This window comes from Bradyrhizobium sp. AUGA SZCCT0169 (assembly GCF_018130085.1).
Lineage (GTDB): Bacteria > Pseudomonadota > Alphaproteobacteria > Rhizobiales > Xanthobacteraceae > Bradyrhizobium.
In genome coordinates, this window is record NZ_JAFCMC010000009.1 from 52320 (window position 1) to 74114 (window position 21795).

Here is a 21795-nt window from a genome sequence, read left to right on the forward strand (position 1 = left end):
GATGAAATGGCTGCCGTACAGGAGACGGTCGATCGCGTCAGGCAGATCGACGTCGACCAATATCGATATGGATTTGAGACGCTGATCGAGTCCGACAAGGCTCCAAAAGGGCTGTCGGAAGACACCGTCCGCTTCATCTCCGCAAAAAAGAACGAGCCGGCCTGGATGCTGGAATGGCGTCTGGAGGCCTATCGCCGCTGGCTGACCATGACCGAGCCGCAATGGGCCCGCGTCAACTACCCCAAGATCGACTACCAGGATCTCTATTACTATTCGGCGCCGAAGCCGAAGAAGACGATCGGCTCGCTCGACGAGATCGATCCGGACATCCTGAAGACCTACGAGAAGCTCGGCATTCCCTTGCGCGAAGTCGAAGTGCTGGAAGGGGTCGTGCGGCCCGAGGGCCAGCGCAAGATTGCGGTCGACGCTGTCTTCGATTCGGTATCGGTTGCGACCACGTTCCAGAAGGAGCTGAAGCAGGCCGGCGTGATCTTCATGCCGATCTCGGAAGCGATCCGCGAACACCCTGAGCTCGTAAAGAAGTATCTCGGCACGGTCGTGCCGACTTCGGACAATTATTTCGCGACGCTGAATTCGGCGGTGTTTTCCGACGGCTCGTTCGTCTACGTGCCGCCGGGCGTGCGCTGCCCGATGGAGCTGTCGACCTATTTCCGCATCAACGAGCGCAATACCGGCCAGTTCGAGCGCACGCTGATCATCGCCGACAAGGGCTCTTACGTCAGCTATCTCGAAGGCTGTACTGCGCCGCAGCGTGACGAGAACCAGTTGCACGCCGCCGTCGTCGAACTCGTCACGCTCGACGATGCCGAGATCAAATATTCGACCGTGCAAAACTGGTACCCCGGCAACTCCGAAGGCAAGGGCGGCATCTACAATTTCGTCACCAAGCGTGGCGACTGCCGCGGCAATAACTCGAAGATCTCCTGGACCCAGGTCGAGACCGGTTCGGCGATCACCTGGAAGTATCCGAGCTGCATCCTGCGCGGCGACAATTCACGCGGCGAGTTCTACTCGATCGCGATCTCGAACGGTCACCAGCAGGTCGATTCCGGCACCAAGATGATCCATCTCGGCAAGAACACGACGAGCCGGATCATCTCCAAGGGCATCGCCGCCGGCGTCTCGCAAAACACCTATCGCGGCCTCGTCACCGCCCACAGGAAAGCAACAGGCGCGCGCAACTTCACCGCCTGCGACTCGCTCCTGATCGGCGACAAATGCGGCGCGCACACCGTGCCGTACGTCGAAGCGAAGAACTCCTCGGCGCTGTTCGAGCATGAAGCCACCACGTCGAAGATTTCGGAGGACGTGCTGTTCTACTGCGTGCAGCGCGGGCTCTCCCAGGAAGAAGCCGTCGGCCTCGTGGTCAACGGCTTTGTGAAAGACGTGCTGCAGCAACTGCCGATGGAGTTTGCGGTGGAAGCGCAGAAGCTGATTTCGATCTCGCTGGAGGGCAGCGTCGGGTAACCCAGATGATTCGAAACATCTTCGGCTTCATTCGGTTTGCGCCGCTCGCGCTGTTTGATGATTGCGATCGTCGGATTGTTTGCCGTGTTGATCGGGAGTTTGGCGGGATCGGTTGAAGTTACCGAATTCGGCAAACTGGCTGCAGGTGGTGGGTCTCTGGGGTTTTTTGCCTGGCTTTTTTTGCCAGTTCTAGTTCGGGCGTTTTAGGCCAGAAGGAAAGAATATGACTGCGTTACTTGAAGTGAAAGACCTGAAAGTCCGTGTCGAGGAGCGTGAGATCCTCCATGGGCTGTCGCTCACGGTGAATCCGGGCGAGGTGCACGCGATCATGGGGCCGAACGGCTCCGGCAAATCGACGCTGTCGCACGTCATCGCCGGCAAGCCCGGCTATGAAGTCACCGGCGGTGAAATCCTGTTCAAGGGTGAAGACCTTCTGGAAATGTCGCCGGACGAGCGCGCCGCCAAGGGCGTGTTCCTGGCGTTTCAGTATCCGGTCGAAATTCCCGGCGTCGCCACCATGAACTTCCTGCACGTGGCGCTGAATGCGCAGCGCAAGGCGCGCGGCGAGAGCCAGCTGACGACGCCGGAATTCCTGAAGAAGGCCTATGCGGCGGCGGCCAGCCTGAACATTCCGCGCGACATGCTCAAGCGCGGCGTCAATGTCGGGTTTTCCGGCGGCGAGAAGAAGCGCAACGAGATTCTGCAGATGGCGCTGTTCGAGCCGGCCGTCTGCATCCTCGACGAAATGGATTCTGGCCTCGACATCGACGCGCTGCGCGTCGCGGCCGACGGCGTCAACGCGCTGCGTTCGCAGGGCAGGGCCATGGTCGTCATCACCCACTACCAGCGGCTGCTCAACTACATCGTGCCGGATTTCGTGCACGTGATGTCCAAGGGCCGCGTCGTCAAAAGCGGCGGCAAGGAACTGGCGCTGGAGCTCGAGGCTTCCGGCTACGCCCAGTTCGAAGACGCGGCCTGAGGCGGGATACGGATTTTGTGATGAATGTGGCTTTGGTAAAAAACGAGACCGGGAGCGCGCTGAGCGACAGCTTTGCGATCGCGCGCGACCGGCTTCCCGGCACCGGCAAGGTTGCTGCGGCGCGCGAGGCAGCTTTCGCTGCCTATGCGCAAGCGGGCCTGCCGCATCGCCGGATCGAGGATTGGAAATACACGGATCTGCGCGCGCTGATGCGCGAGGTGCTGCCGCTGGCGCCCGCGCCGGATACCGCGGAGTTTTCGCGCGCGGCTAGCGCCGCCAAGCTGCACGCCATCGAAGGCGTCCGCCGGCTGGTGCTGGTCGACGGCGTGTTCGCCCCCAAACTCTCCGAACTCGGCGGTCTCGAGAAGGGCCTTGGCATCCGCACCCTGCGCGAGGCGCTGGAAACCGGCGACGCCGCGCTGCAGGCGCTGTTGTTCACGCCTGACAATGCCAATCCCATGGTGGCGCTGAATAGCGCGATGATGACCGACGGCGTGGTGATCGATGTCGCGGACGGCGTCGTGCTGACGCAGCCGCTGCAGATCGTCCATATCGCCAGCGGTACGGTGCCGGCGGCGATGTTCACGCGCTCGCTGCTGCGCCTCGGCAAGGATGCCGGTGCGACCCTGGTTGAAAGCTATATCGCGGCCGAAGGCGCCAAGGCCTATCAGGTTCACGATTCCCTGATCATCTCGATCGGCAACAATTCACGCCTCGATCATGTCCGTCTCAACGAAGACGGCCGCGACGCGTCAAATATTTCCTCTGGTGTGGTGAGCCTCGGCGCACACGCGCACTTCAACACCTTTGGCATGATGTCGGGCGCCGGCGTCAGCCGCTACCAGGCGACTATCGCGTTTGCCGGCGAGGGCTCCAGGGTCGAGACCAACGGCGTCAATCTGCTCAACGGCAAGCAGCACGCCGACACCACGCTGTTCATGAACCACGCGGTGCCGCATTGCGACAGTCGCGAAATCTTCCGCGCCGTTGTCGACGACCGCGCCCATTCGGTGTTCCAGGGCCGCATCATCGTGCGTCCGCACGCCCAGAAGACCGACGCCAAGATGATGACGCGGGCGCTGCTGCTGTCCGACGACGCCGAGGCCGACAACAAGCCGGAATTGGAAATCTTTGCCGACGACGTCACCTGTGGCCATGGCGCGACCACTGGCGCGCTCGACGAGAGCCTGCTGTTTTACCTGCGCGCGCGCGGCCTGTCCGAGAAGGAAGCCCAGGCGCTGCTGATCCAGGCCTTCGTCGGCGAGGCGATTGAATCGATTGTGAATGACGGCCTGCGCGAGCTTGCGATTGCAGCGGCGCAGCGTTGGCTGGAGGCGAGGGGTTGACCATGCATCCGGCGGTAAAGAATGGCGCCTATGACGTCGCGCGGGTGCGGGAGGATTTTCCGGCGCTGGCGATGAAGGTTTATGGCAAGCCGCTGGTCTATCTCGACAACGCCGCCTCCGCCCAGAAGCCCACCGCCGTGCTCGACCGCATGACGGAAGCCTACAAGAGCGAATACGCCAACGTGCATCGCGGGCTGCATTACCTCGCCAACGCCGCCACCGAAGCCTATGAAGGCGGCCGCGCCAAGGTGGCAAAATTCCTCAACGCCGCGCGTACCGAAGAGATCATCTTCACCCGCAACGCCACCGAGGCGATCAACCTCGTGGCGTCGTCCTGGGGTGAGCCCAACATCAAGGCCGGCGACGAGATCATCATCTCGATCATGGAGCACCATTCCAACATCGTGCCCTGGCATTTCCTGCGGGAGCGCCACGGCGCGGTCATCAAATGGGCGCCGGTTGACGACGAAGGCAATTTCCTGATCGAGGAATTCGAAAGGCTGCTGTCGGACCGTACCAAACTGGTCGCGGTCACGCAGATGTCGAACGCGCTCGGCACCATCGTGCCGGTCAAGGACGTGGTGAAGCTGGCGCATGCCCGCGGCATTCCGGTGCTGATCGACGGCAGCCAGGCCGCCGTCCACATGACGATCGACGTCCAGGACATCGACGCCGACTTCTACGTCTTCACCGGTCACAAGCTGTACGGCCCGACCGGCATCGGCGTACTCTACGCCAAGCATGAGCACCTGGTCGCGATGCGCCCGTTCAACGGCGGCGGCGAGATGATCCGCGAAGTCGCGAGAGACTGGATCACCTATGGCGATCCGCCGCATAAATTCGAGGCTGGCACGCCCGCGATCGTGGAATCGATCGGGCTGGGGGCCGCGATCGACTACGTCAATTCGATCGGCAAGGAGCGCATCGCCGCCCACGAGCACGACCTCGTGACCTACGCCCAGGATCGCCTGCGCGAAATCAATTCGCTGCGGCTGATCGGCACCGCGCTCGGCAAGGGACCGGTGATCTCGTTCGAGATGAAGGGCGCGCACGCCCACGATATCGCGACCGTGATCGACCGCCAGGGCATCGCGGTCCGCGCCGGCACCCATTGCGTGATGCCGCTTTTAGAGCGGTTCAATGTCACAGCCACCTGCCGGGCGTCCTTTGGGATGTATAATACCCGTGAAGAAGTCGACCATCTGGTGCAGGCGCTGATCAAGGCGCAGGAATTGTTTTCATGACCGACACAGCCGAAGTCAAAACCGCCAACATGGAAACCCAATCGGCGCTGCCGCCGGAGGAGACCGAGCGTCTCGGCGGTGAGATCGTGGCTGCGCTGAAGACGGTGTTCGACCCGGAAATTCCGGCCGACATCTACGAACTCGGGCTGATTTACAAGGTCGATTTCAAGGACGATCGCAGCGTCGACGTGATGATGACGCTGACCACGCCGAACTGCCCGGCGGCGGGCGAACTGCCGACCATGGTGGAGAACGCGGTTGCCAGCGTTCCCGGCGTCGGCGTCGTCAACGTCAATCTGGTGTGGGAGCCGGCCTGGACGCCGGACCGGATGTCCGACGAGGCCCGCCTCGTCCTCAATATGTGGTGAAGGGTCCTGGTGCCGAAGCTATCCGGTGTTCTCGAGACCGCACTTTACGTCGATGACCTCGACCGCGCCCGTGCATTCTACGAAGACGTGCTTGGGCTGGTCGCGCTGACGCGTGATTCGCGATTTTTTGCTTTCGATGTCGGCGGCAGCAATGTGCTTCTGCTGTTTCGTCGCGGCGCGACGCTCGACACGCTCCATTTGCCCGGCGGGACTATTCCGCCGCATGACGGCAACGGCCCGATCCATGTGGCCTTTGCCATCACGGCGGACGAACTGGCGGCCTGGGAAACGCGGCTTGGCGAGCACAACGTCGCTATCGAAGGCAGGACCGATTGGCCGCGCGGCGGAAGGAGCATCTACTTTCGCGACCCGGACCGGCATCTGCTGGAACTGGTGACGCCGGGAGTTTGGGCGATTTATTAGGGGCGATCTGCGAGTAGGAATACGGTTTCGTTCGGACAGGTTCTAACCAAATTCGGGATATCAGACCTTCACAGCAGGAATTTCGTTGTTATTTTAACGGTATAGGATTTCGTCGCCACCGCGCGGCGTAAGGAGATCCACTGCAATGGACACCACCGCACCCGTCTCCAAGCCGAAGCCCCGGCCGCGCCCGCAGGTCATGAAACTGACCGAAGCGGCGGCGCAGCGCATCACGGAGCTGACCAAGCGCGCCGATTCCGAAATCGTCGGCCTGCGCGTCGGCATCAAGAACGGCGGGTGCGCCGGGCAGTCCTACACCGTCGAATACGCCCACGAGGTCCGTCCCACCGACGAGGTGGTCGAGGACCGCGGCGTCAAGATCCTGGTCGATCCCAAAGCCGTGTTGTTCCTGCTCGGCACCGAGATGGACTACAAGGCCGACAAGATGCAGGCCCAGTTCATCTTCAATAACCCCAACCAGGTCTCTGCCTGCGGTTGCGGCGAGTCGGTGCAGCTGACGCCTGCGAAGGTCTGACAGTCGTCCCGGCCTTGAGCCGGGACCCATAGCCACCGGCCGCAGTTGGTTTGCGCGCTAGTCGTTATCTTCCTTTTCCAACAACGCGGGCCGCGGCGTATGGGTCCCGGCTCGAGGCCGGGACGACAGCGAGGGTGTGAGCCACACGCATGGATCGCGATTTCCTGATCGACCTGTTTGCCGATTTCGGACCGGTGACGATCCGCCGGATGTTTTCCGGCTTCGGCATTTCCGCTGACGGCACCAACTTCGCCCTCGCGCTGCGCGCCGGGCTGTATTTCAGGGCCGATGAAACCACGATCCCGCAGTTCGAGGCGGAGGGCTCGCAGCCGTTTTCGTATCAGACGCGTACGAAAACCGTGACCGTGAATTCGTATTGGCAATTGCCGGCGCGGCTGTTCGACGACTCCGAAGAGCTGAGCGATTGGGCGAGGGCGGCGCTGGCCGCCGCGCAGCGCGCCGCGTTGCGCAAGCGTCCGAAGGCGCGCAAGGCGGCGAAGAAGACCGTTGCCAAAGCCGCGAAGAAGGTTGCCGCGAAAAAGCCGGCGGTCAAGAAGAAGTCAGTTCGTAGGGTGGGCAAAGCGAAGCGTGCCCACCATTCAAGATAACGAACCGGAGGTTGGTGGGCACGGCGCAAGCGCGCCTTTGCCCACCCTACGGACCGAGCGGACCTACGCCACCTGGCTGCGCTGGTCAGCGGCGTATTCGGGGTCGACTTCGCAGATCACGCGGTTGCGGCCGTTGCGCTTGGCGGCGTAGAGGCAGGCATCGGCGCGTTCGATCAGCGAATCCGTGTCGTCGTCCGGCTTCAGCATCGACACGCCGACCGAGATGGTGACGCGGCCGAGGATTTCGCCGGTGGATTTCTTCTTCAATTCCTTCGCCATCACGGCGCGGCGGATGTGATCGGCAACCGTTAGCGCCTGGCGCAGTGCGGTGTTGGGCAAGACGACCGCGAATTCCTCGCCGCCATAGCGCGCGGTGATGTCCTGTCCCTTGATGGTCTGCTTCAAGGACATGCCGACCAGACGCAGCACCTGATCGCCGGTAAGGTGGCCGTAGGAATCGTTGAATGATTTGAAATGATCGATGTCGAACATCAATAGCGACAGCGGCTCGCCGTTGGCCAGTGCCGCCTGTACCGCCATCTCGATCGAGCGGTCGAAATATTTGCGATTGCCCAGGCCAGTGAGCGGATCGGTCAGGCTCTCGGCGCGGATGGCTTCCAGGCTGTGCTGGAGATTGCTGATCTCGTTCTTCGACAGCGACAGCCGGTTCTCCAGCGCCTTGTTGGTGTCGCGCATCTCGCGGGTGGATTTCACCAGCTGTTCGACCACTGCCTTGATCTGGTCGCGGTTCTGCGCGGTCGACAGTTTCTGGCTGGCGCCGCTCAGGCTGGCGTCGTAGCTCGCCGACATGCCCAGCGCCTCGGTGATCAGCGTCATCACGTCGTCGATCTCGCCGATCACGCGCGCGCCGACCTTGTCGATGCGGTCAGAGGTCTTGATGTGGGAGAGGTAGGTTTCGTAGATCTGTTCGAGGTCGGCTTCGCTGAGCCTGCCGTTGCGCGCCAGCGTCTCGTTGATGATCTTGTTGAGGGGGGCGTTGTAACCGGTGGCGTAGACGTACCAGATTTCATAATTGCGTGGCACGGCGGTCTGCCGAAGCGACTTGATCTGGCCCATCGCGACTTCGGCGAAGGCCAACGTGCGTTCGTGTTCGTCCAGCAGTTTCACCACTGATCCGTCCCTAATGGCGAGCAACGCTTCGCGCCGCCCAGCAGGCAATGACTAAAATTATCGCTGCGAAGTTAAGGGAGGAGAATGAACGCCCGGTAAACAGGGCTGTACCCTGTTCACCGCGTGGACGGCGTTGAAAGCGTTAGACGCGGGCGCGCACGGGACGCAGCAAAAACGCCGGAAGGTGCGAGTGATCGGCAGGCTCGGATTCGACCTCGCGCTGGGCGCGCCGCGGCTCGGCCCGGCCGATCGAGGGCACGCGGGAGGCCGGTGCGGGCGCTGGCGGTGTGAACGCTTCGGTCGCTGCCTGCGGCTGCGAGCCGGAGTTGCGCTCGCCTCCCTTGGCGTGGCGCGGCTCGCGTTCACTTTGGCGCGGCTCGCGCTCACCGTGGCGCGGTTCGCGCTCACGTCGCGGCTTGCGTCCGCCACGTGAACCTTCCCGCGAACCTTCCTTGACGCTTTCCCTGGAGCCTTCTTTCGCACCGTGGCGGGAGCCTCCGCGAGAACCTTCTCTGCCGCGCGCCTCGCGCGGCGGGTCGATATCGCCTGACGCTTCCGATCGCACGGAATAGTCGCCTTCCGCGCGGGGAATGGATTTTCCGATCAGCCGTTCGATCGCGGCCAGCGATTTGGTGTCGAGCGATGTGACGATCGAAATCGCGGTGCCGGCGCGGCCGGCGCGACCGGTGCGGCCGACGCGGTGGACGTAATCGTCGGGATGATGCGGCACGTCGAAATTGTAGACGTGGCTGACGGCGGGAATATCGAGACCGCGGGCGGCGACGTCGGAAGCCACCAGCAGCGGAATTTCGCCCTTGCGGAATGATTCGAGCGCCGCGGTGCGGGCCGACTGGTCCATATCGCCATGGAGCGCGCCGACGCTGAAGCCGTGCTTCTGAAGCGATTTGGCAACGACGGCGACTTCACGCTTGCGATTGCAGAAGATAATCGCGTTCTGAAGGTCCTTGGCGTCGCGCAGCAGGCGGCGCAGGATCTCGCGCTTCTCGTGTACCTCGCGCCCGCAGGCGACCTGGAATTGAGACACGCCCACAGCTGTCGTCGCAGGCTTGGAGACTTCGATACGTTCGGGATTGTGCAGGAAGGCTTCGCTGATGCGGCTGATCTCGGGCGGCATCGTCGCGGTAAAGAACAGGGTCTGTCGCGTGAACGGGACCAGCTTGCAGACCCGTTCGATGTCGGGAATGAAGCCCATGTCCAGCATGCGGTCGGCTTCGTCGATGACCAGGAGTTCAACGCCGGTAAGCAGCAGCCCGCCGCGCTCGGTGTGGTCGAGCAGCCGGCCCGGGGTCGCGATCAAGACGTCGACGCCGCGGGTCAATTTGGTGTCCTGATCGCCGAACGAGACGCCGCCGATCAGCAGCGCGACATTGAGTTTCTGGCCAATGCCGTATTTGTCGAAATTCTCTTTGACCTGGGCCGCAAGTTCGCGGGTCGGCTCCAGGATCAGGGTGCGGGGCATTCGTGCCCGGGCGCGGCCCTTTTCCAGCATGGTGAGCATGGGCAGGACGAAGGCAGCGGTCTTGCCGGTGCCGGTCTGGGCGATGCCGAGAACGTCACGGCGGGCCAGAACGTGGGGGATCGCCTGTTCCTGAATGGGCGTAGGGGTGGTGTAGCCGGTGGCCGCAACAGCGGCGAGAACCTTGTCGGAAAGTCCGAGATGGGAAAAAGACATTGAGCCTCTAGTCGACACCGCCGTTCGGAATCGAGGGTAATAAGGCTGTCGCGTTCAACCCCGAAACGGCGCGCTTTAAGAAGCTGGGGGTTCTGACTTACGCAGACGAGCGGCTAACCTTAGGAAATCGCGTGTCGATCCTAGGCCGCGTTGAGCCGGAACATAGGCGCGAAACGGCCAAAGTCAATCTGGGAACCACCGAAAAGGCCGAAAAAGCTTAATGTTTTCGAACAAATAACGGCCAAACCGTCATTTGGCCGTCAAATGCGTCGAGCTTGCCGAGCTTGCTGCCACGCGACCGGTCGCGCGCTCATACCTTATTTCCTTGTCGCCGATTCCCTGAAGTCACCGGGCGTGATGCCCTGAACGGTGCGAAACACGCGATAAAACGTTGCGAGGCTGTCGAAGCCGCTGGCAAAGGCGATCTCGGCGATGGTCATGGCCGACGCCTCGCGCAGCAGGCGGCGGCTTCGCTCGATGCGCAGCGCGGTGACGGTTTGCGAGAAGCTCATGCTGGATTCTTCGAACAGCACGTGCAGATGACGAACCGAGATCGCGAGCCGACTTGCGACAAACGCTGGCGACAGTTGCGGCTCGGCGATGTGGCTGGCCATCAATCGCCGCGCCAGGGACAGGCGGCCGGCCCGAACCGCGTACTGCGCCATCCGGCTGGTCGGCCGGACAACGCCGCGCTCGATCAGCGTGAGGTGCGTGAGCGTCCGCACCAGCGCCTTCGTTGTCGCCGGATCGCTGTCGTCATCCGCTTCGGTCAGGTCGGTGAAACAGGATTCCAGAAGCGGGGTGAGGACGGCGCGGTCGGTAAACGGTTTCGGGACGAGGTCGTGCAGGCCGGGTAGCGGCAGCAGAATGTCGGCCACCGGCACCTTCAGAATGCGAAGATCGAAACCGTCAGCGGCGATCGGGACGGTGTGGTAGGGCAGGTCCGAATAGCTGGTCGCAAACGTTCCGCCGGCGACGTGGAAGTCATCGACATTGCGGACCCTGAACCAGCCGCCGCCGCCAAGCTGCTGGCAGATGCAAAGGCTGTCGCTGGGTGCGCTGGCGATATCGGTCGCACCGCGCTCGACATGATAGCTCGAGGCGCGGAGGCCAATCAGGCCCGCGGAGCCGAACTTTCGAAGCGAGAATTCCCCGGCGAACTTTGGGCGGTGCTCCCGGTCGAGTTCGGCGGTCGCCCCAAAAAGCCCCCTGGAGCGCACCTCGCGCCAATAGTCGAAGCGGTCCTTCGGATCGACCTGATCGGTGGACCATCTAAAGGCAGAGGTACCCTGATCTCCGGGAGGGGCGTAGGCGACCGGCGCCGGACGTGCCGCTCCTCGTATAGCCGAAATAGCCACCCCAGCATTCCTCCCCAAGATATGCCGCGGAGCGGCAAATCACCCGGGAATCATGCCACGGTGGGGGTAGCCCGGTCCTGATGGGACGGCGGTGACTTTCTGAAATTTCTCTGATATTCGCTGTGCGCAGCCCAGCCCCGAGAAGATTGCGGACACAAGTTGCTCTGTTTCGCCGGATTTGAACTTGACCCGGAACGCGCCAGGCTCCGCGGGCCCGGTGGCGAAGCGATCCGGCTGCGCCCGAAATCCTTCGACATGCTGCAACTGTTTGTGACCAACGCCGGGCGCGTTCTCAGCAAGCAGGACCTGATCGACGCGATTTGGCCGAACGTCCATGTCGGCGACGACAGCCTTTTCCAATGCGTCCGCGAAATCCGTGCCGCGCTTGGCGACGACCAGCGCCAATTGATCAAGCTGGTTTCCGGCCGCGGCTACCTGTTCGACGGGCAAGTGACGGTCGGGCCGGGCGTCCTTGGCGCGGCTGATGAAGCACAGCCTCCGGTCGCGACGGCCAACGCCGATCCTGTCGCCGCGGTGCCGCCGGCGCTGGCGACGGAGCCCGCCCGGAAACGGCTCCGGTTCGGCATGCGCGCCGGGCTTGCAACGGCGGCCGCGCTCGGTGCGGTTATCGGCCTTGCCGTCGCCGCGCCGATCTTCGTGCCCGATTTCATCTTCGCGCGAAAACCCCCGGCCGTTGCCTCAGAGCAGCTCGTTGGGGTGGGCGAGGGCCAGAAACTTGCCGAGTTGGCGGCGAGCGTGGCTGACCGCCTCAGCGCGGCCGTCAGCATTGCCGCCGCAGCACCGGTGCTCACGCCCGATTCCATGTTTCCACGAAAATCACCGACCATCGCCATGATGCCGATCGTTGGCGTCGGTGACAGCCAGTTGGTTGCCGAGATGGCGGGGGACGTGACCGACCGGCTCACCGACGGCTTGGCCAGGATCGACAAGTTGCGCGTGCTGGCGCCGCGATCTCAAACGGCTTCCGCGGTGCCTCACCAGCCCGTCGCCGCGCACCCGGAAGCCGACTTCGTGGTGAGCGGCGAACTGCGGTTGGAAGGCGGGGCCTGGACTATCCAGGCGCGCATGAGCAATGGCGCCACCGGCGAGGTACGCTGGACCAACTCGGTTTCGGTTGGCATCGAGAAGTCGGATATGACGCTGCAGCAGATCCGGCTCGCCGCCGGCGTCGGCCATCCGCTGGCGCTTCGCATCAATGCGATGATCAATGCCGGCCCGGCCGCGACCGACGACGAGCTGGCTGGCGGCACCGCCAAGGTCGTGATCGAGCAGGCGATGGCCTCGATCAACCAGACCACGCCGGAGCGTTTCAAGGCCGCGCAAACCATGCTGGAGAAAGCCATCGCGGCCGATCCAGGCAATGTCGACCTCGCCGCCGCGTTGTCCGCGCACTTGCTGCGCGGCATCCAGATGACCTGGTACAGCAAGGCCGATGTTGCCGACACCCAACGTGCCGCGCAGTCGATGCTCGAGCAGGCGCTGCGCGCGAAGCCAACCTACATCCCCGTGCTGGAGGCGTATTGCCGGCTCCTCAACGCGACAAACCAGTTCATCGAAAGCCTGGTGGCCTGCGGCAGGGTCTTGACCTTTGATCCCTGGGACGGGCTCGCGATCTACAATCTGGGCCTCGGGCAGCTTCGGCTCGGGCGGTTCGAGGATGCGCTGGCGACGTTCAAACTGGCCGAACAATTCGATACGCCGCGAACGGCGCGCTGGACCTGGTTGCTGGGAGCGGGACTGACCCTGGTGGTGATGGACCGCGACGAAGAGGCGATCCCATATCTCACGAGATCGATTGCGATCACGCCGGCCACCGGACGATCACACGCGGTGCTGGCGACAGCCTACCAGCGTTTGGGACGCACCGACGAGGCCAAGGCTGCCCTGGCCAAGACGATGGAACTGCGGCCCGGTTCGACCGCTGTCAACATCGCGCTCGACCCGAAGAACGCCAGCCCGCTTTATACCGAGGCCGCAAAACGCGTGGCTGATGTGCTCGTGGGGCTCGGCTTGCCGGATAAATAGCGCTTCTGCGAAGGCGGCTAGGTCCGCAATGTGAAATCGGGACAGCAATCCGGTCTGCGGGCGGATTGAACCGGCGGCACGGCTTTGCCGACTATGGCATGAGGCAATCGCAAGCGGTTGCGGACGATTTCGTTCAAGTGGGGAATTCGATGAGGCGCTGGTATTCCAGGTTTTTGGCGGTGACGGGCGTTGCCGCCGTTTTGGCTGTTTTCGCTGTCCCCGCTCATGCCGAAAAACGCGTCGCGCTCGTGATCGGCAATAACGACTACCGGAACGTGCCGAAGCTGCAGAAGGCCGTCAACGACGCCCGCACGATGGGCGACACGCTGAAGCAACTCGGTTTCACCGTCATGGTCGCCGAGAACCAGACGCGCCAGGCTTTCAGCCAGAGCCTGCTCGCGTTCGACAAGGCGGTCAGCAAGGGCGACACCGCGTTCTTCTTCTATGCGGGCCACGGCTTTGAGATCGCCGGCCAGAACTTCCTGCTGCCGACCGACGTGCCGGCGGCAACCGAAGGCCAGGAGGAACTGGTGCGCGACGCTTCCATCCTCGCGGACCGGATCATCGAGCGCCTGCAGAACAAGGGCGCGCGAACCGCCATTCTGGTGTTCGACGCCTGCCGCAACAATCCGTTCGAGCGCTCCGGCACCCGCGCCGTTGCCGGTGGCGGCGGTCTCGCGCCGATGACGCAATTGCCGGAAGGCGTGTTCTCGATATTTTCAGCGGGTCCGCGGCAGACCGCGCTGGACCGCCTGTCGAACGACGATGCCAATCCCAATTCGGTGTTCACCCGAACTTTTACCAAGGAACTGACGCAGCCCGGGGTCAACCTCGTGCAGGTCGCGCAACGCACGCGGCGGCTGGTCAGCGAACTGGCGGAGACCGTGCGCCACAAGCAGATCCCGGTCTATTTCGACCAGATGGTCGACGACGTATTCCTGAGCGGCACGGCGAAAGCCGCGCCCGAGGTTGCCGTCGCCAAGCCCACGGAGCCATTGCAGAAGGTTGCAGCGTTGCCGCCGGTGCACCGGCTTGCACCGTCGAGCGATTCCGTCAACGCGCCGATCGCGATGTTCTCGCGCCATAACAGCGGCTGGACCGTGGTGTTCTCGATCGCCGATCCGACGCTCGGGATTTCCTGGCGGATGGGCGAGGCCGGCGATTTCCGCGAGACCGGCTTCATCGACACGCTCGATCCTCGGACCCGCAAGCGGATGCCGAACCCGTCGATCGAGCTTCCGGCCGACGCGCCGGCCGCCACGATCCAGGTGCGCTATGTCGATACGTCAGGCGAAGTGCAGGGGCCGTTTCCGATCCGCTTCGATCCCGAGGCCGCGCTGATCCGCGACCAGCGCAAGGTGCTCGACATGACCGCGACAAGCTGGCTGTCGTTTCGCGAATACAACGGCCTCATGGTCTATTACACCCATCTGATGTCGTACCGCTGCGCGATCCGCGAGGTGCGCGTCGGCATCGACAGCACCGTGCCCGACCAGGTTCTGAAAATGCCGCCGTGCGATCCCAAGGATCCCAGTGTCATCCCGCGCGAGGCGCAGCCCTACCTCAAGCTTGCGCCGGCGACCAAGTCGGTTTCGGTCGAACTGGTCTACCGCGACGGCAGCGTGTCCGAGATCAAGAGCTTCCGGCGCTAAAGCGTTTTCGAGCGAAGTGGATACCGGTTCGCGTCAAGAAAACGTGTTAAATCAAGAATGTAGAGCCCCGTTCCGATTCCATCGGAACGGAAAAGGCTCTAATCCAGCCGGCGTCGTCCGATTGAGCTACATTCCGCTCGGAGGTCGATCATGGACGCAGGCAGTTTTTCGCGGCAGCCCGCGGGGCGCACGATGAAGGTCCGCTGCTGCATCGTTGGCGGCGGGCCCGCCGGCATGATGCTCGGATATCTGCTTGGCCGCGCCGGGATCGATGTCGTGGTGCTGGAAAAGCACGCCGACTTCTTTCGCGATTTTCGCGGCGACACCGTGCATCCCTCGACCCTGCAGGTGATGGACGAACTTGGATTGATCGACGGATTTCTCAAGCTGCCGCATCAGCGGCTGCAGAAGATGGAGGGGTTGTTCGGCGGCGCAACGGTCCGGCTCGCCGACCTCAGCCGGCTCAAGGTGAAGTACCCCTTCATCGCCTTCATGCCGCAATGGGATTTTCTGAATTTCCTGCGCGAGAGCGGCAAGCGGTTTGCCTCGCTCAAGGTGATGATGAGCACCGAAGCAACCGATCTCATTGAGGACGGCGGCCGCGTCGCGGGCGTGCGCGCGGAGACGCCGGAGGGCATGCTCGATATCGAGGCCGATCTCACCATCGCCTGCGACGGCCGCCATTCACTGGTGCGCGAGCGCGCGGGCCTTGCGACCGAGGAAATCGGCGCGCCGATGGACGTGCTGTGGTTCCGCGCGGGAAAAACGGCAAATGAAACCGAAAGCGTGTTTGCGCGTGTCGAGCCCGGCAGGATGATGGTGACGTTCGATCGCGGCGACTACTGGCAATGCGCCTATATCATCGCCAAGGGTCAGTACGACGCCGTCAAGGCGAGGGGCCTGCCGGCACTTCTGGACGACGTCGCGCGGGTCGCGCCGATCCTCACATCCGGTCTTGCTGACGTCAAAAGCTGGAATGACGTCAAGCTGCTCACGGTTGCGATCAATCGTCTGACGCGCTGGACGCGGCCCGGCTTGCTTTGCATCGGCGATGCCGCGCATGCGATGTCGCCGATGGGTGGTGTCGGCGTCAACCTCGCGGTTCAGGACGCGGTCGCGACCGCCAATCTTCTCGCGGCCAAGCTCGTGAACGGCTGCCCGCCGGAGGACGAGCTGGATGCGGTGCGCCGGCGCCGCGAATTCCCGGTGCGGATGACGCAGCGGATGCAGGTCGTGGCGCAAGACAACATCGTCAGCGCCGCGCTGAAGGGCGGCAATCAGCCGCTGAAAGCGCCACTTGTGATGCGGCTGATCACGGCGGTGCCGTGGCTGCAGGGCATCACGGCGCGCTTCATCGGGCTCGGCGTCCGGCCCGAGCATGTGCAGTCGCCGGCATCTGCGGAATACTGAACAAGCTGGCTGCGGCCACTACATCACGCGGTGAGTCTGTAGCGGCCCCGCCACAGTAAGTGACAATCCGTCTGGTTCGCGACGTTGTAGCCCTCGCAGTGCCCACGGCGACAAGCCTGGTGCCAGCAGGGACACGTCAGGATTTCGGTTGTCGATGTACGCTCCCCAATTCTGATAGAGGGGATTATTCAACGTGAAGAAACTGGTACTCGCAGCTTCGATCCTTGCCGCCAGCGTGGCGAGCGCGTTCGCCGCCGACATCGCGGCTCGCCCGTACACCAAGGCACCCGTTGCACCCCCGGTTATCACCTATATGGTCCGGTATCTATATCGGCGGCGCGGTCGGCGGCGGATGGGCCACCACCGATGGCGTTCTCTACAATGCTTTTCCCGGCGCTCTCTGGAGGACGGATAGCCAGAGTCGGTTGATCTACGGCGGCTTTGCCGGAATCCAGAAGCAGTGGGGCAGCCTTGTTGTCGGTATCGAAGGCGGCTGGAATGGCTTGGACAATGGCTTCAACAACACCGCTGGCACTGGCGTTTTCGGCCAAGGCTGCATTTACGGCGGTGGGGCGTCGTGCCAAAGCCGCATCGATGATATCGGCTACATCGGCGGCCGGTTCGGCTATGCCTGGAATCGCTTTATGGTGTACGGCCAGGGCGGCTACGCTCGCGCTGACATCGATACCCGGGTCTACCTCCCCGCGGCCAACCTTGCGATCGCGGCGGCCAGCGCCGCTCATGACGGCTGGTATGCCGGCGTCGGCGGCGAATACGCGGTTCTGGATAACCTCGTTCTCGGCATCGACTACAAGCACTACGAGTTCGACAGCGAGCAGCACAATTGTAACCGGGCTGTGGTCGGCTGCACCGTGGTGGACCTCCGTAATGTCTCGGCGAAGGTCGATTCGGTGATGGGGCGAGTGAGCTTCAAGTTCAATCCGTAGTCGACCGGACCGGTCGTCGCCAAGCACTGAGAAGCCAAGTACTAAGGATCACGACCTGCTTTAAAAAGCCCCGGCGTGCCCGGGGCTTTTCGTTGCGGAAGTGCTTCAGTGTGACGTCGGTGCTATCCCATGACCGAGAAACCACCGTCGATCGGGATCGCGGTGCCGGTGGTGAAGTCGGACGCGGGCGAAGACAGAAACACCGCAATGCCAGCGAAATCGTCGATCACGCCCCAGCGCGCTGCCGGGGTGCGCGCCAGCACCTTGTCGTGCAGCCCGTCGATCTGCGCGCGGGCGCCTCTGGTGAGATCGGTATCGATCCAGCCCGGCAGCACCGCGTTGACCTGGATGTTGTCAGGAGCCCACGCCACGGCGCAGGCGCGCGTGAACTGCACGATGCCGCCCTTGCTTGCCGCGTAAGCCGACGCAAAGCTGGCGCCGAAGATCGACATCATCGAACCGATATTGATGACCTTGCCGCCGCCGGCTTGCTTCATCGCAGGGTAGACCGCCTGCGAGACCAGGAAGGCGCTGGTGAGGTTGGTCTGGATCACGCTGTTCCACTCGGCGAGATCGAGCACGTGCGGCGGTTTGCGGATGCTGATGCCGGCATTGTTGACGAGGATGTCGATCCGGCCGAGTTCGCCGGCGACGCGCGCGGCCATCGCATCGACCGCCGCCTTGTCGGTGACATCTGCGACCACCGAAATGGCCTTGGCGCCGCTGCGCGCGAGCTCGGCGGCTGCGGCAACCGATTTGGCTTCATTGCGCCCGACGACCGCAATCGCTGCACCGGCGTCCGCCAGACCGCGGGCCATGCCGAGCCCGATGCCGCCATTGCCGCCGGTGACGATGGCGACCTTGCCGCTGAGATCGAAAAGTTTTGTTTTCATTGTTGTTGTCCCATTGTTGTTGTCGACAGAGCCGCGATCAGCTCTTGCCTTGCCAGATCAGGATCAGGCCGACGGCGCCGAGCACGGCACCATAGCCCGCCCATTGCAGCTGGTTGATCATGAAGCTCGATTGCGGCCAGGTGATCGCGCCGGTGCCTTGGCCGATCCAGAGCAGGCCGACGGCGAGCGCCAGAAAGCCAACGATCAAGAGCAATCTGGCCATGAATACTCCCCGCTGCCGCTTTCGAACGGCGTGACCGGCGCCCCGGGAAACCATTGCCGGATCGGCCGTAGCTTTCGATCGAATACAATGCAGGCGGCTTCGGCAAGGGCGGAGATGATCAGGGGATTGGTGATCGGGGGGCAAGTGCGCCGCGCCTACCTGCGACTAGAGACGGCCACTGCAGGGGGCAGCAGCAGTATCGGTGCGGCAACGGATTGACGCTAGCAGGCAACAAAAAAGCCCCGGACGATGCCGGGGCTTTTGAGTTGATCAATCGGGAGAGATCAGTACCGCGTAGCTGGGGCACCCCAGTTGAAGCGGTAGACCAGCGAAGTGCTGATGGTCTGCACCCACGGCTCGTGGGTCACTGCCCCGCCGGTGAGCGCTGCTGATCCAGGAACGAACACGTTAGTGGGTGCGAACCGCGTGGGGATCGTGGCCCGGTCGTAGTATGCGCTACGATATTCGGTTTTCATGAACCAGCCGGGGGCAGAGATACCGAAAATGTCGAGGTTGTTTTCGACACCGCCGCCAATAAACCAGCCATGTCGATCAAAAGAACCTGTGGTCGTTTGGGCGGCGAAAGACCCTGCGATGCCGCCAGCAGCCACAGGAAATTGCGTAGTGCCCGACCATTCAGAACCCGAGTAACCAGCATTGACGTAGGAAAGCACGTTCGGCGCAACCAAGTAACCCAACCGCGCGCCAGCTGCGTAGCTGGTCCGGAGCTTCAGGGTGCCTTCGGTGCCGAAAAGAGGATCGGCCAAGGAACCTTCCAATTCGCCAAACTGAGCGTCGCCGAAAATACCGGCCACCCACTTGCCTGCGAACTGCACGTCATAACCGCCGCCGACAGTTCCGAACCATCCGGAACCGCCATGGCGCACATCACGGGTGAGCGCGGTACCGGCTGGTCCGAAAGCTCCCAGAGGTCCAACCACGCCGGTGCTCACTGCATTGCTGTCAGCAGACCACAGGCCGCCGCCGCCGCCGCCGAAGATGTAGAAACCGGTCCAGTTGTAGATCGGAGCCAGGGGGGGCGGAGCCTTGGTGTACGGACGGGCCCCGAGGTCAGCGGCCGAGGCCGATCCGGTCATTGCCGCTACCGCAGCCAGAGCGATCGCTAATTTCTTCATTGTCCAAACCCTCAATCTTAAGCGTCGTAACCGACCGCCCAAATGGTGCGCTTGCACCGATTCCTGAAACCCAGTGTCAGGACTATACGCAGTTCCACCCAAAATGCTGTTGCGGGGACAACACACCCGCCCGAAAACGATTTGAGGGAAAGCGCCTGAAAAATGGGCAAGATCAGGCGCGCACGGGGTCAAATAGGCCGAAAACGGCCCGCAATCGGACAAACGACGTGCCGTCGCCGAGGTCGCCCCGGAGGTCAGACGTCCAGCAGATCCTCGCTGGCAAACTCCGCCTTGTCGGTGATGAAGGCGAATCGGGCCTCGGCTTTGGTGCCCATCAGCCGCTCGACCGAATCGGCGGTGCCTTCGCGGTCGTCGGCCAGCAGGACCACGCGCAGCAGGGTGCGCTTGGCCGGGTCCATCGTGGTTTCCTTGAGCTGCGCCGGCATCATCTCGCCAAGCCCTTTGAAGCGGCCGACATCGACCTTGGCATTGGCGTTGAATTCGCTTTTGAGCAGCGCGTCCTTGTGGGCGTCGTCGCGGGCGTAGACCGTCTTGGCGCCGTGGGTGAGCCGATAGAGCGGCGGCACCGCGAGATAGAGGTGGCCCTCGTCGATCAGCCGCGGCGTCTGCCGGTAGAAGAAGGTGATCAGCAGCGAGGCGATATGGGCGCCGTCGACGTCGGCGTCGGTCATGATGATGATGCGGGAATACCGCAGGTCTTCCTCGCGGTAATGCGCGAGCGTGCCGCAGCCGATCGCTTGCATCAGGTCGGAGAGCTGGGCGTTGGCGGTGAGCTTGTCCTTGCCGGCGGAGGCGACGTTGAGGATTTTTCCGCGCAAGGGCAGCACGGCCTGGGTCTTGCGGTCGCGCGCCTGCTTGGCGCTGCCGCCGGCCGAGTCGCCCTCGACGATAAACAGCTCGGAGCCTTCGGTCGCGGTGTTGGTGCAGTCGGAAAGCTTGCCGGGCAGGCGCAGCTTCTTCACCGCGGTCTTGCGCGACGTTTCCTTCTCGGCGCGGCGACGCAGCCGCTCGTCGGCGCGCTCGACGACAAAATCCAGCAGCTTGTTGGCCTGCAGCGGATTGCCCGACAGCCAATGGTCGAACGGGTCCTTGATCGCCTGCTCGACGATCTTCTGGGCCTCGGCGGTGGCGAGGCGATCCTTGGTCTGGCCCTGGAATTCCGGTTCGCGCACGAACACCGAGAGCATCACGGCCGCGCCCACCATGACGTCTTCCGAGGTGATCGGTGCGGCGCGCTTGCCCTGGCCGATGCGCTCGGCGTGGTCTTTCAGGCCGCGCAGCATCGCGCTTCGCATGCCGGATTCGTGGGTGCCGCCGTCGGGCGTCGGCACGGTGTTGCAATAGGAGGAGAGGAAGCCGTCGGCGTCCGCCGTCCAGGCCACCGCCCATTCGCAGGCGCCGTGGGCGCCGTTGCGCCCCGATTTGCCGGAGAAGATATCCGGATGCACCAGCGTGTCGGCATGGATCGCGGCGCCGAGATAATCCTTCAATCCTCCGGGGAAATGGAATTCGTCCTCGGCCGGCACCTCTTCGATGCCGCGCAGCAGTTCCGGATCGCAGCGCCAGCGAATCTTCACGCCGCCGAACAGGTAGGCCTTCGAGCGCGCCATCTTGAACAAGCGTTGCGGCCTGAAGGCGGCCTTGGCGCCGAAAATCTCGGTGTCGGGCTTGAAGCGGATGGTGGTGCCTCGGCGGTTGTTGATCTTGCCGAGTTCCTGCAGCTTGCCCTTGGGATGACCACGCTCGAAGGTCATCTTGTAGAGCTTTTGTTCGCGCGCGACCTCGACCTCGAGGAGCGAGGAGAGGGCGTTGACGACGGAGACGCCGACGCCGTGCAGGCCGCCCGAGGTCTCGTAGACCTTGGAGTCGAACTTGCCGCCGGAATGCAGCGTACACATGATGACTTCGAGCGCGGACTTCTTCGGAAACTTCGGATGCGGATCGACCGGAATGCCGCGGCCATTGTCGGTCACAGTCAGGAATCCGTCCGCGCTCAGCGTAACCTCGATAAACGAGGCATGCCCGGCTAGCGCCTCGTCCATGGAGTTGTCGATGACTTCGGCGAACAGGTGGTGCAGCGCCTTTTCATCGGTACCGCCGATATACATGCCGGGCCGGCGGCGGACCGGCTCAAGCCCTTCCAGCACCTCGATATCCGCTGCGGTATAGCCGGCTTCGGCGCTGCTGGATTTGGCGGCGACCTTCAGCGAGGCGCGGCCCTTCGGTTCGTCGGCTCCGAACAAGTCGTTGGCGGTTTTGCTTTTAGCAGATGTTTTCAATGGTTTGGGCATGGT

The 21795-nt window shown here is 63.1% G+C and carries 19 protein-coding genes; 12 read left to right on the forward strand and 7 right to left on the reverse strand.

The window, feature by feature from the left end; all coding sequences use genetic code 11:
• Positions 1–6: 6 nt before the first annotated feature.
• The 8 genes from sufB to JQ609_RS13130 all read left to right on the forward strand — a co-directional run bounded on the left by sufB (position 7) and on the right by JQ609_RS13130 (position 6991).
• Positions 7–1488 (forward strand): Fe-S cluster assembly protein SufB, encoded by a 1482-nt coding sequence (gene sufB, locus JQ609_RS13095; protein WP_212206809.1) that lies wholly within the window; start codon positions 7–9, stop codon positions 1486–1488.
• Positions 1489–1711: 223 nt separating this feature from the next.
• Positions 1712–2467, forward strand: a complete 756-nt coding sequence (sufC, locus tag JQ609_RS13100) for a Fe-S cluster assembly ATPase SufC (protein WP_192739479.1) — start codon at positions 1712–1714, stop codon at positions 2465–2467.
• 20 nt (positions 2468–2487) lie between these two features.
• Positions 2488–3813, forward strand: a complete 1326-nt coding sequence (sufD, locus tag JQ609_RS13105) for a Fe-S cluster assembly protein SufD (RefSeq protein ID WP_212273726.1) — start codon at positions 2488–2490, stop codon at positions 3811–3813.
• Positions 3810–5057 (forward strand): cysteine desulfurase, encoded by a 1248-nt coding sequence (locus JQ609_RS13110; RefSeq protein ID WP_212273727.1) that lies wholly within the window; start codon positions 3810–3812, stop codon positions 5055–5057. Before sufD ends, JQ609_RS13110 begins: the two co-directional genes overlap by 4 nt.
• Positions 5054–5425, forward strand: a complete 372-nt coding sequence (locus JQ609_RS13115; protein WP_212206817.1) for an SUF system Fe-S cluster assembly protein — start codon at positions 5054–5056, stop codon at positions 5423–5425. Before JQ609_RS13110 ends, JQ609_RS13115 begins: the two co-directional genes overlap by 4 nt.
• 9 nt (positions 5426–5434) lie before the next feature.
• Positions 5435–5848 (forward strand): VOC family protein, encoded by a 414-nt coding sequence (locus JQ609_RS13120; protein ID WP_212273728.1) that lies wholly within the window; start codon positions 5435–5437, stop codon positions 5846–5848.
• A 145-nt stretch (positions 5849–5993) separates the two neighbouring features.
• Positions 5994–6383 carry an iron-sulfur cluster assembly accessory protein gene (locus JQ609_RS13125; protein WP_212206826.1) on the forward strand — a complete coding sequence of 130 codons (390 nt, stop codon included), beginning with the start codon at positions 5994–5996 and terminating at the stop codon, positions 6381–6383.
• 149 nt (positions 6384–6532) lie between these two features.
• Complete coding sequence (locus JQ609_RS13130) at positions 6533–6991, forward strand: TfoX/Sxy family protein (protein ID WP_212273729.1); 459 nt, start codon at positions 6533–6535, stop codon at positions 6989–6991.
• A gap of 63 nt (positions 6992–7054) precedes the next feature.
• Here JQ609_RS13130 and JQ609_RS13135 read toward each other — a convergent pair whose 3' ends face one another.
• The 3 genes from JQ609_RS13135 to JQ609_RS13145 all read right to left on the reverse strand — a co-directional run bounded on the left by JQ609_RS13135 (position 7055) and on the right by JQ609_RS13145 (position 11173).
• A complete protein-coding gene (locus JQ609_RS13135; RefSeq protein ID WP_212273730.1) occupies positions 7055–8122 on the reverse strand; it encodes a GGDEF domain-containing protein in 1068 nt (355 codons plus the stop codon).
• Positions 8123–8264: 142 nt separating this feature from the next.
• Positions 8265–9815 (reverse strand): DEAD/DEAH box helicase, encoded by a 1551-nt coding sequence (locus tag JQ609_RS13140; RefSeq protein WP_212273731.1) that lies wholly within the window; start codon positions 9813–9815, stop codon positions 8265–8267.
• 317 nt (positions 9816–10132) lie between these two features.
• Positions 10133–11173, reverse strand: a complete 1041-nt coding sequence (locus JQ609_RS13145) for an AraC family transcriptional regulator (protein WP_312014847.1) — start codon at positions 11171–11173, stop codon at positions 10133–10135.
• 159 nt (positions 11174–11332) lie between these two features.
• Here JQ609_RS13145 and JQ609_RS13150 point away from each other — a divergent pair, with 159 nt between their 5' ends.
• The 4 genes from JQ609_RS13150 to JQ609_RS13165 all read left to right on the forward strand — a co-directional run bounded on the left by JQ609_RS13150 (position 11333) and on the right by JQ609_RS13165 (position 17228).
• Positions 11333–13219 carry a winged helix-turn-helix domain-containing protein gene (locus JQ609_RS13150; protein ID WP_212273732.1) on the forward strand — a complete coding sequence of 629 codons (1887 nt, stop codon included), beginning with the start codon at positions 11333–11335 and terminating at the stop codon, positions 13217–13219.
• A gap of 149 nt (positions 13220–13368) precedes the next feature.
• Positions 13369–14871: a caspase domain-containing protein gene (locus JQ609_RS13155; protein WP_249127937.1), complete on the forward strand. Its 1503-nt coding sequence runs from the start codon at positions 13369–13371 to the stop codon at positions 14869–14871.
• Positions 14872–15021: 150 nt separating this feature from the next.
• Complete coding sequence (locus JQ609_RS13160; protein WP_212273734.1) at positions 15022–16281, forward strand: FAD-dependent oxidoreductase; 1260 nt, start codon at positions 15022–15024, stop codon at positions 16279–16281.
• A gap of 290 nt (positions 16282–16571) precedes the next feature.
• Complete coding sequence (locus tag JQ609_RS13165) at positions 16572–17228, forward strand: outer membrane protein (RefSeq protein ID WP_212273735.1); 657 nt, start codon at positions 16572–16574, stop codon at positions 17226–17228.
• 122 nt (positions 17229–17350) lie between these two features.
• Here JQ609_RS13165 and JQ609_RS13170 read toward each other — a convergent pair whose 3' ends face one another.
• The 4 genes from JQ609_RS13170 to parE form a co-directional block, all read right to left on the reverse strand.
• Positions 17351–18121: an SDR family NAD(P)-dependent oxidoreductase gene (locus JQ609_RS13170; protein WP_211994988.1), complete on the reverse strand. Its 771-nt coding sequence runs from the start codon at positions 18119–18121 to the stop codon at positions 17351–17353.
• 37 nt (positions 18122–18158) lie between these two features.
• On the reverse strand, positions 18159–18344 hold the full coding sequence (locus JQ609_RS13175) for a hypothetical protein (RefSeq protein WP_211994991.1): 186 nt from the start codon (positions 18342–18344) through the stop codon (positions 18159–18161).
• 284 nt (positions 18345–18628) lie between these two features.
• Positions 18629–19480, reverse strand: coding sequence for an outer membrane protein (locus JQ609_RS13180; protein WP_212273736.1), 852 nt, complete (start codon positions 19478–19480; stop codon positions 18629–18631).
• A gap of 254 nt (positions 19481–19734) precedes the next feature.
• Entirely contained in the window at positions 19735–21792 is a 2058-nt protein-coding gene (parE, locus tag JQ609_RS13185; protein ID WP_212273737.1) for a DNA topoisomerase IV subunit B, read from the reverse strand.
• Positions 21793–21795: the final 3 nt, after the last annotated feature.

Excerpts from the sequence above, each read along its gene's own strand:
- sufD (WP_212273726.1), top strand. The coding sequence starts at position 2,488 with ATGAATGTGGCTTTGGTAAAAAACGAGACCGGGAGCGCGCTGAGCGAC.
- JQ609_RS13175 (WP_211994991.1), bottom strand. The coding sequence starts at position 18,344 with ATGGCCAGATTGCTCTTGATCGTTGGCTTTCTGGCGCTCGCCGTCGGC.
- sufC (WP_192739479.1), top strand. The coding sequence starts at position 1,712 with ATGACTGCGTTACTTGAAGTGAAAGACCTGAAAGTCCGTGTCGAGGAG.
- JQ609_RS13130 (WP_212273729.1), top strand. The coding sequence starts at position 6,533 with ATGGATCGCGATTTCCTGATCGACCTGTTTGCCGATTTCGGACCGGTG.
- sufB (WP_212206809.1), top strand. The coding sequence starts at position 7 with ATGGCTGCCGTACAGGAGACGGTCGATCGCGTCAGGCAGATCGACGTC.
- JQ609_RS13180 (WP_212273736.1), bottom strand. The coding sequence starts at position 19,480 with ATGAAGAAATTAGCGATCGCTCTGGCTGCGGTAGCGGCAATGACCGGA.
- JQ609_RS13170 (WP_211994988.1), bottom strand. The coding sequence starts at position 18,121 with ATGAAAACAAAACTTTTCGATCTCAGCGGCAAGGTCGCCATCGTCACC.
- JQ609_RS13140 (WP_212273731.1), bottom strand. The coding sequence starts at position 9,815 with ATGTCTTTTTCCCATCTCGGACTTTCCGACAAGGTTCTCGCCGCTGTT.
- JQ609_RS13160 (WP_212273734.1), top strand. The coding sequence starts at position 15,022 with ATGGACGCAGGCAGTTTTTCGCGGCAGCCCGCGGGGCGCACGATGAAG.
- JQ609_RS13155 (WP_249127937.1), top strand. The coding sequence starts at position 13,369 with ATGAGGCGCTGGTATTCCAGGTTTTTGGCGGTGACGGGCGTTGCCGCC.
- JQ609_RS13125 (WP_212206826.1), top strand. The coding sequence starts at position 5,994 with ATGGACACCACCGCACCCGTCTCCAAGCCGAAGCCCCGGCCGCGCCCG.
- parE (WP_212273737.1), bottom strand. The coding sequence starts at position 21,792 with ATGCCCAAACCATTGAAAACATCTGCTAAAAGCAAAACCGCCAACGAC.
- JQ609_RS13115 (WP_212206817.1), top strand. The coding sequence starts at position 5,054 with ATGACCGACACAGCCGAAGTCAAAACCGCCAACATGGAAACCCAATCG.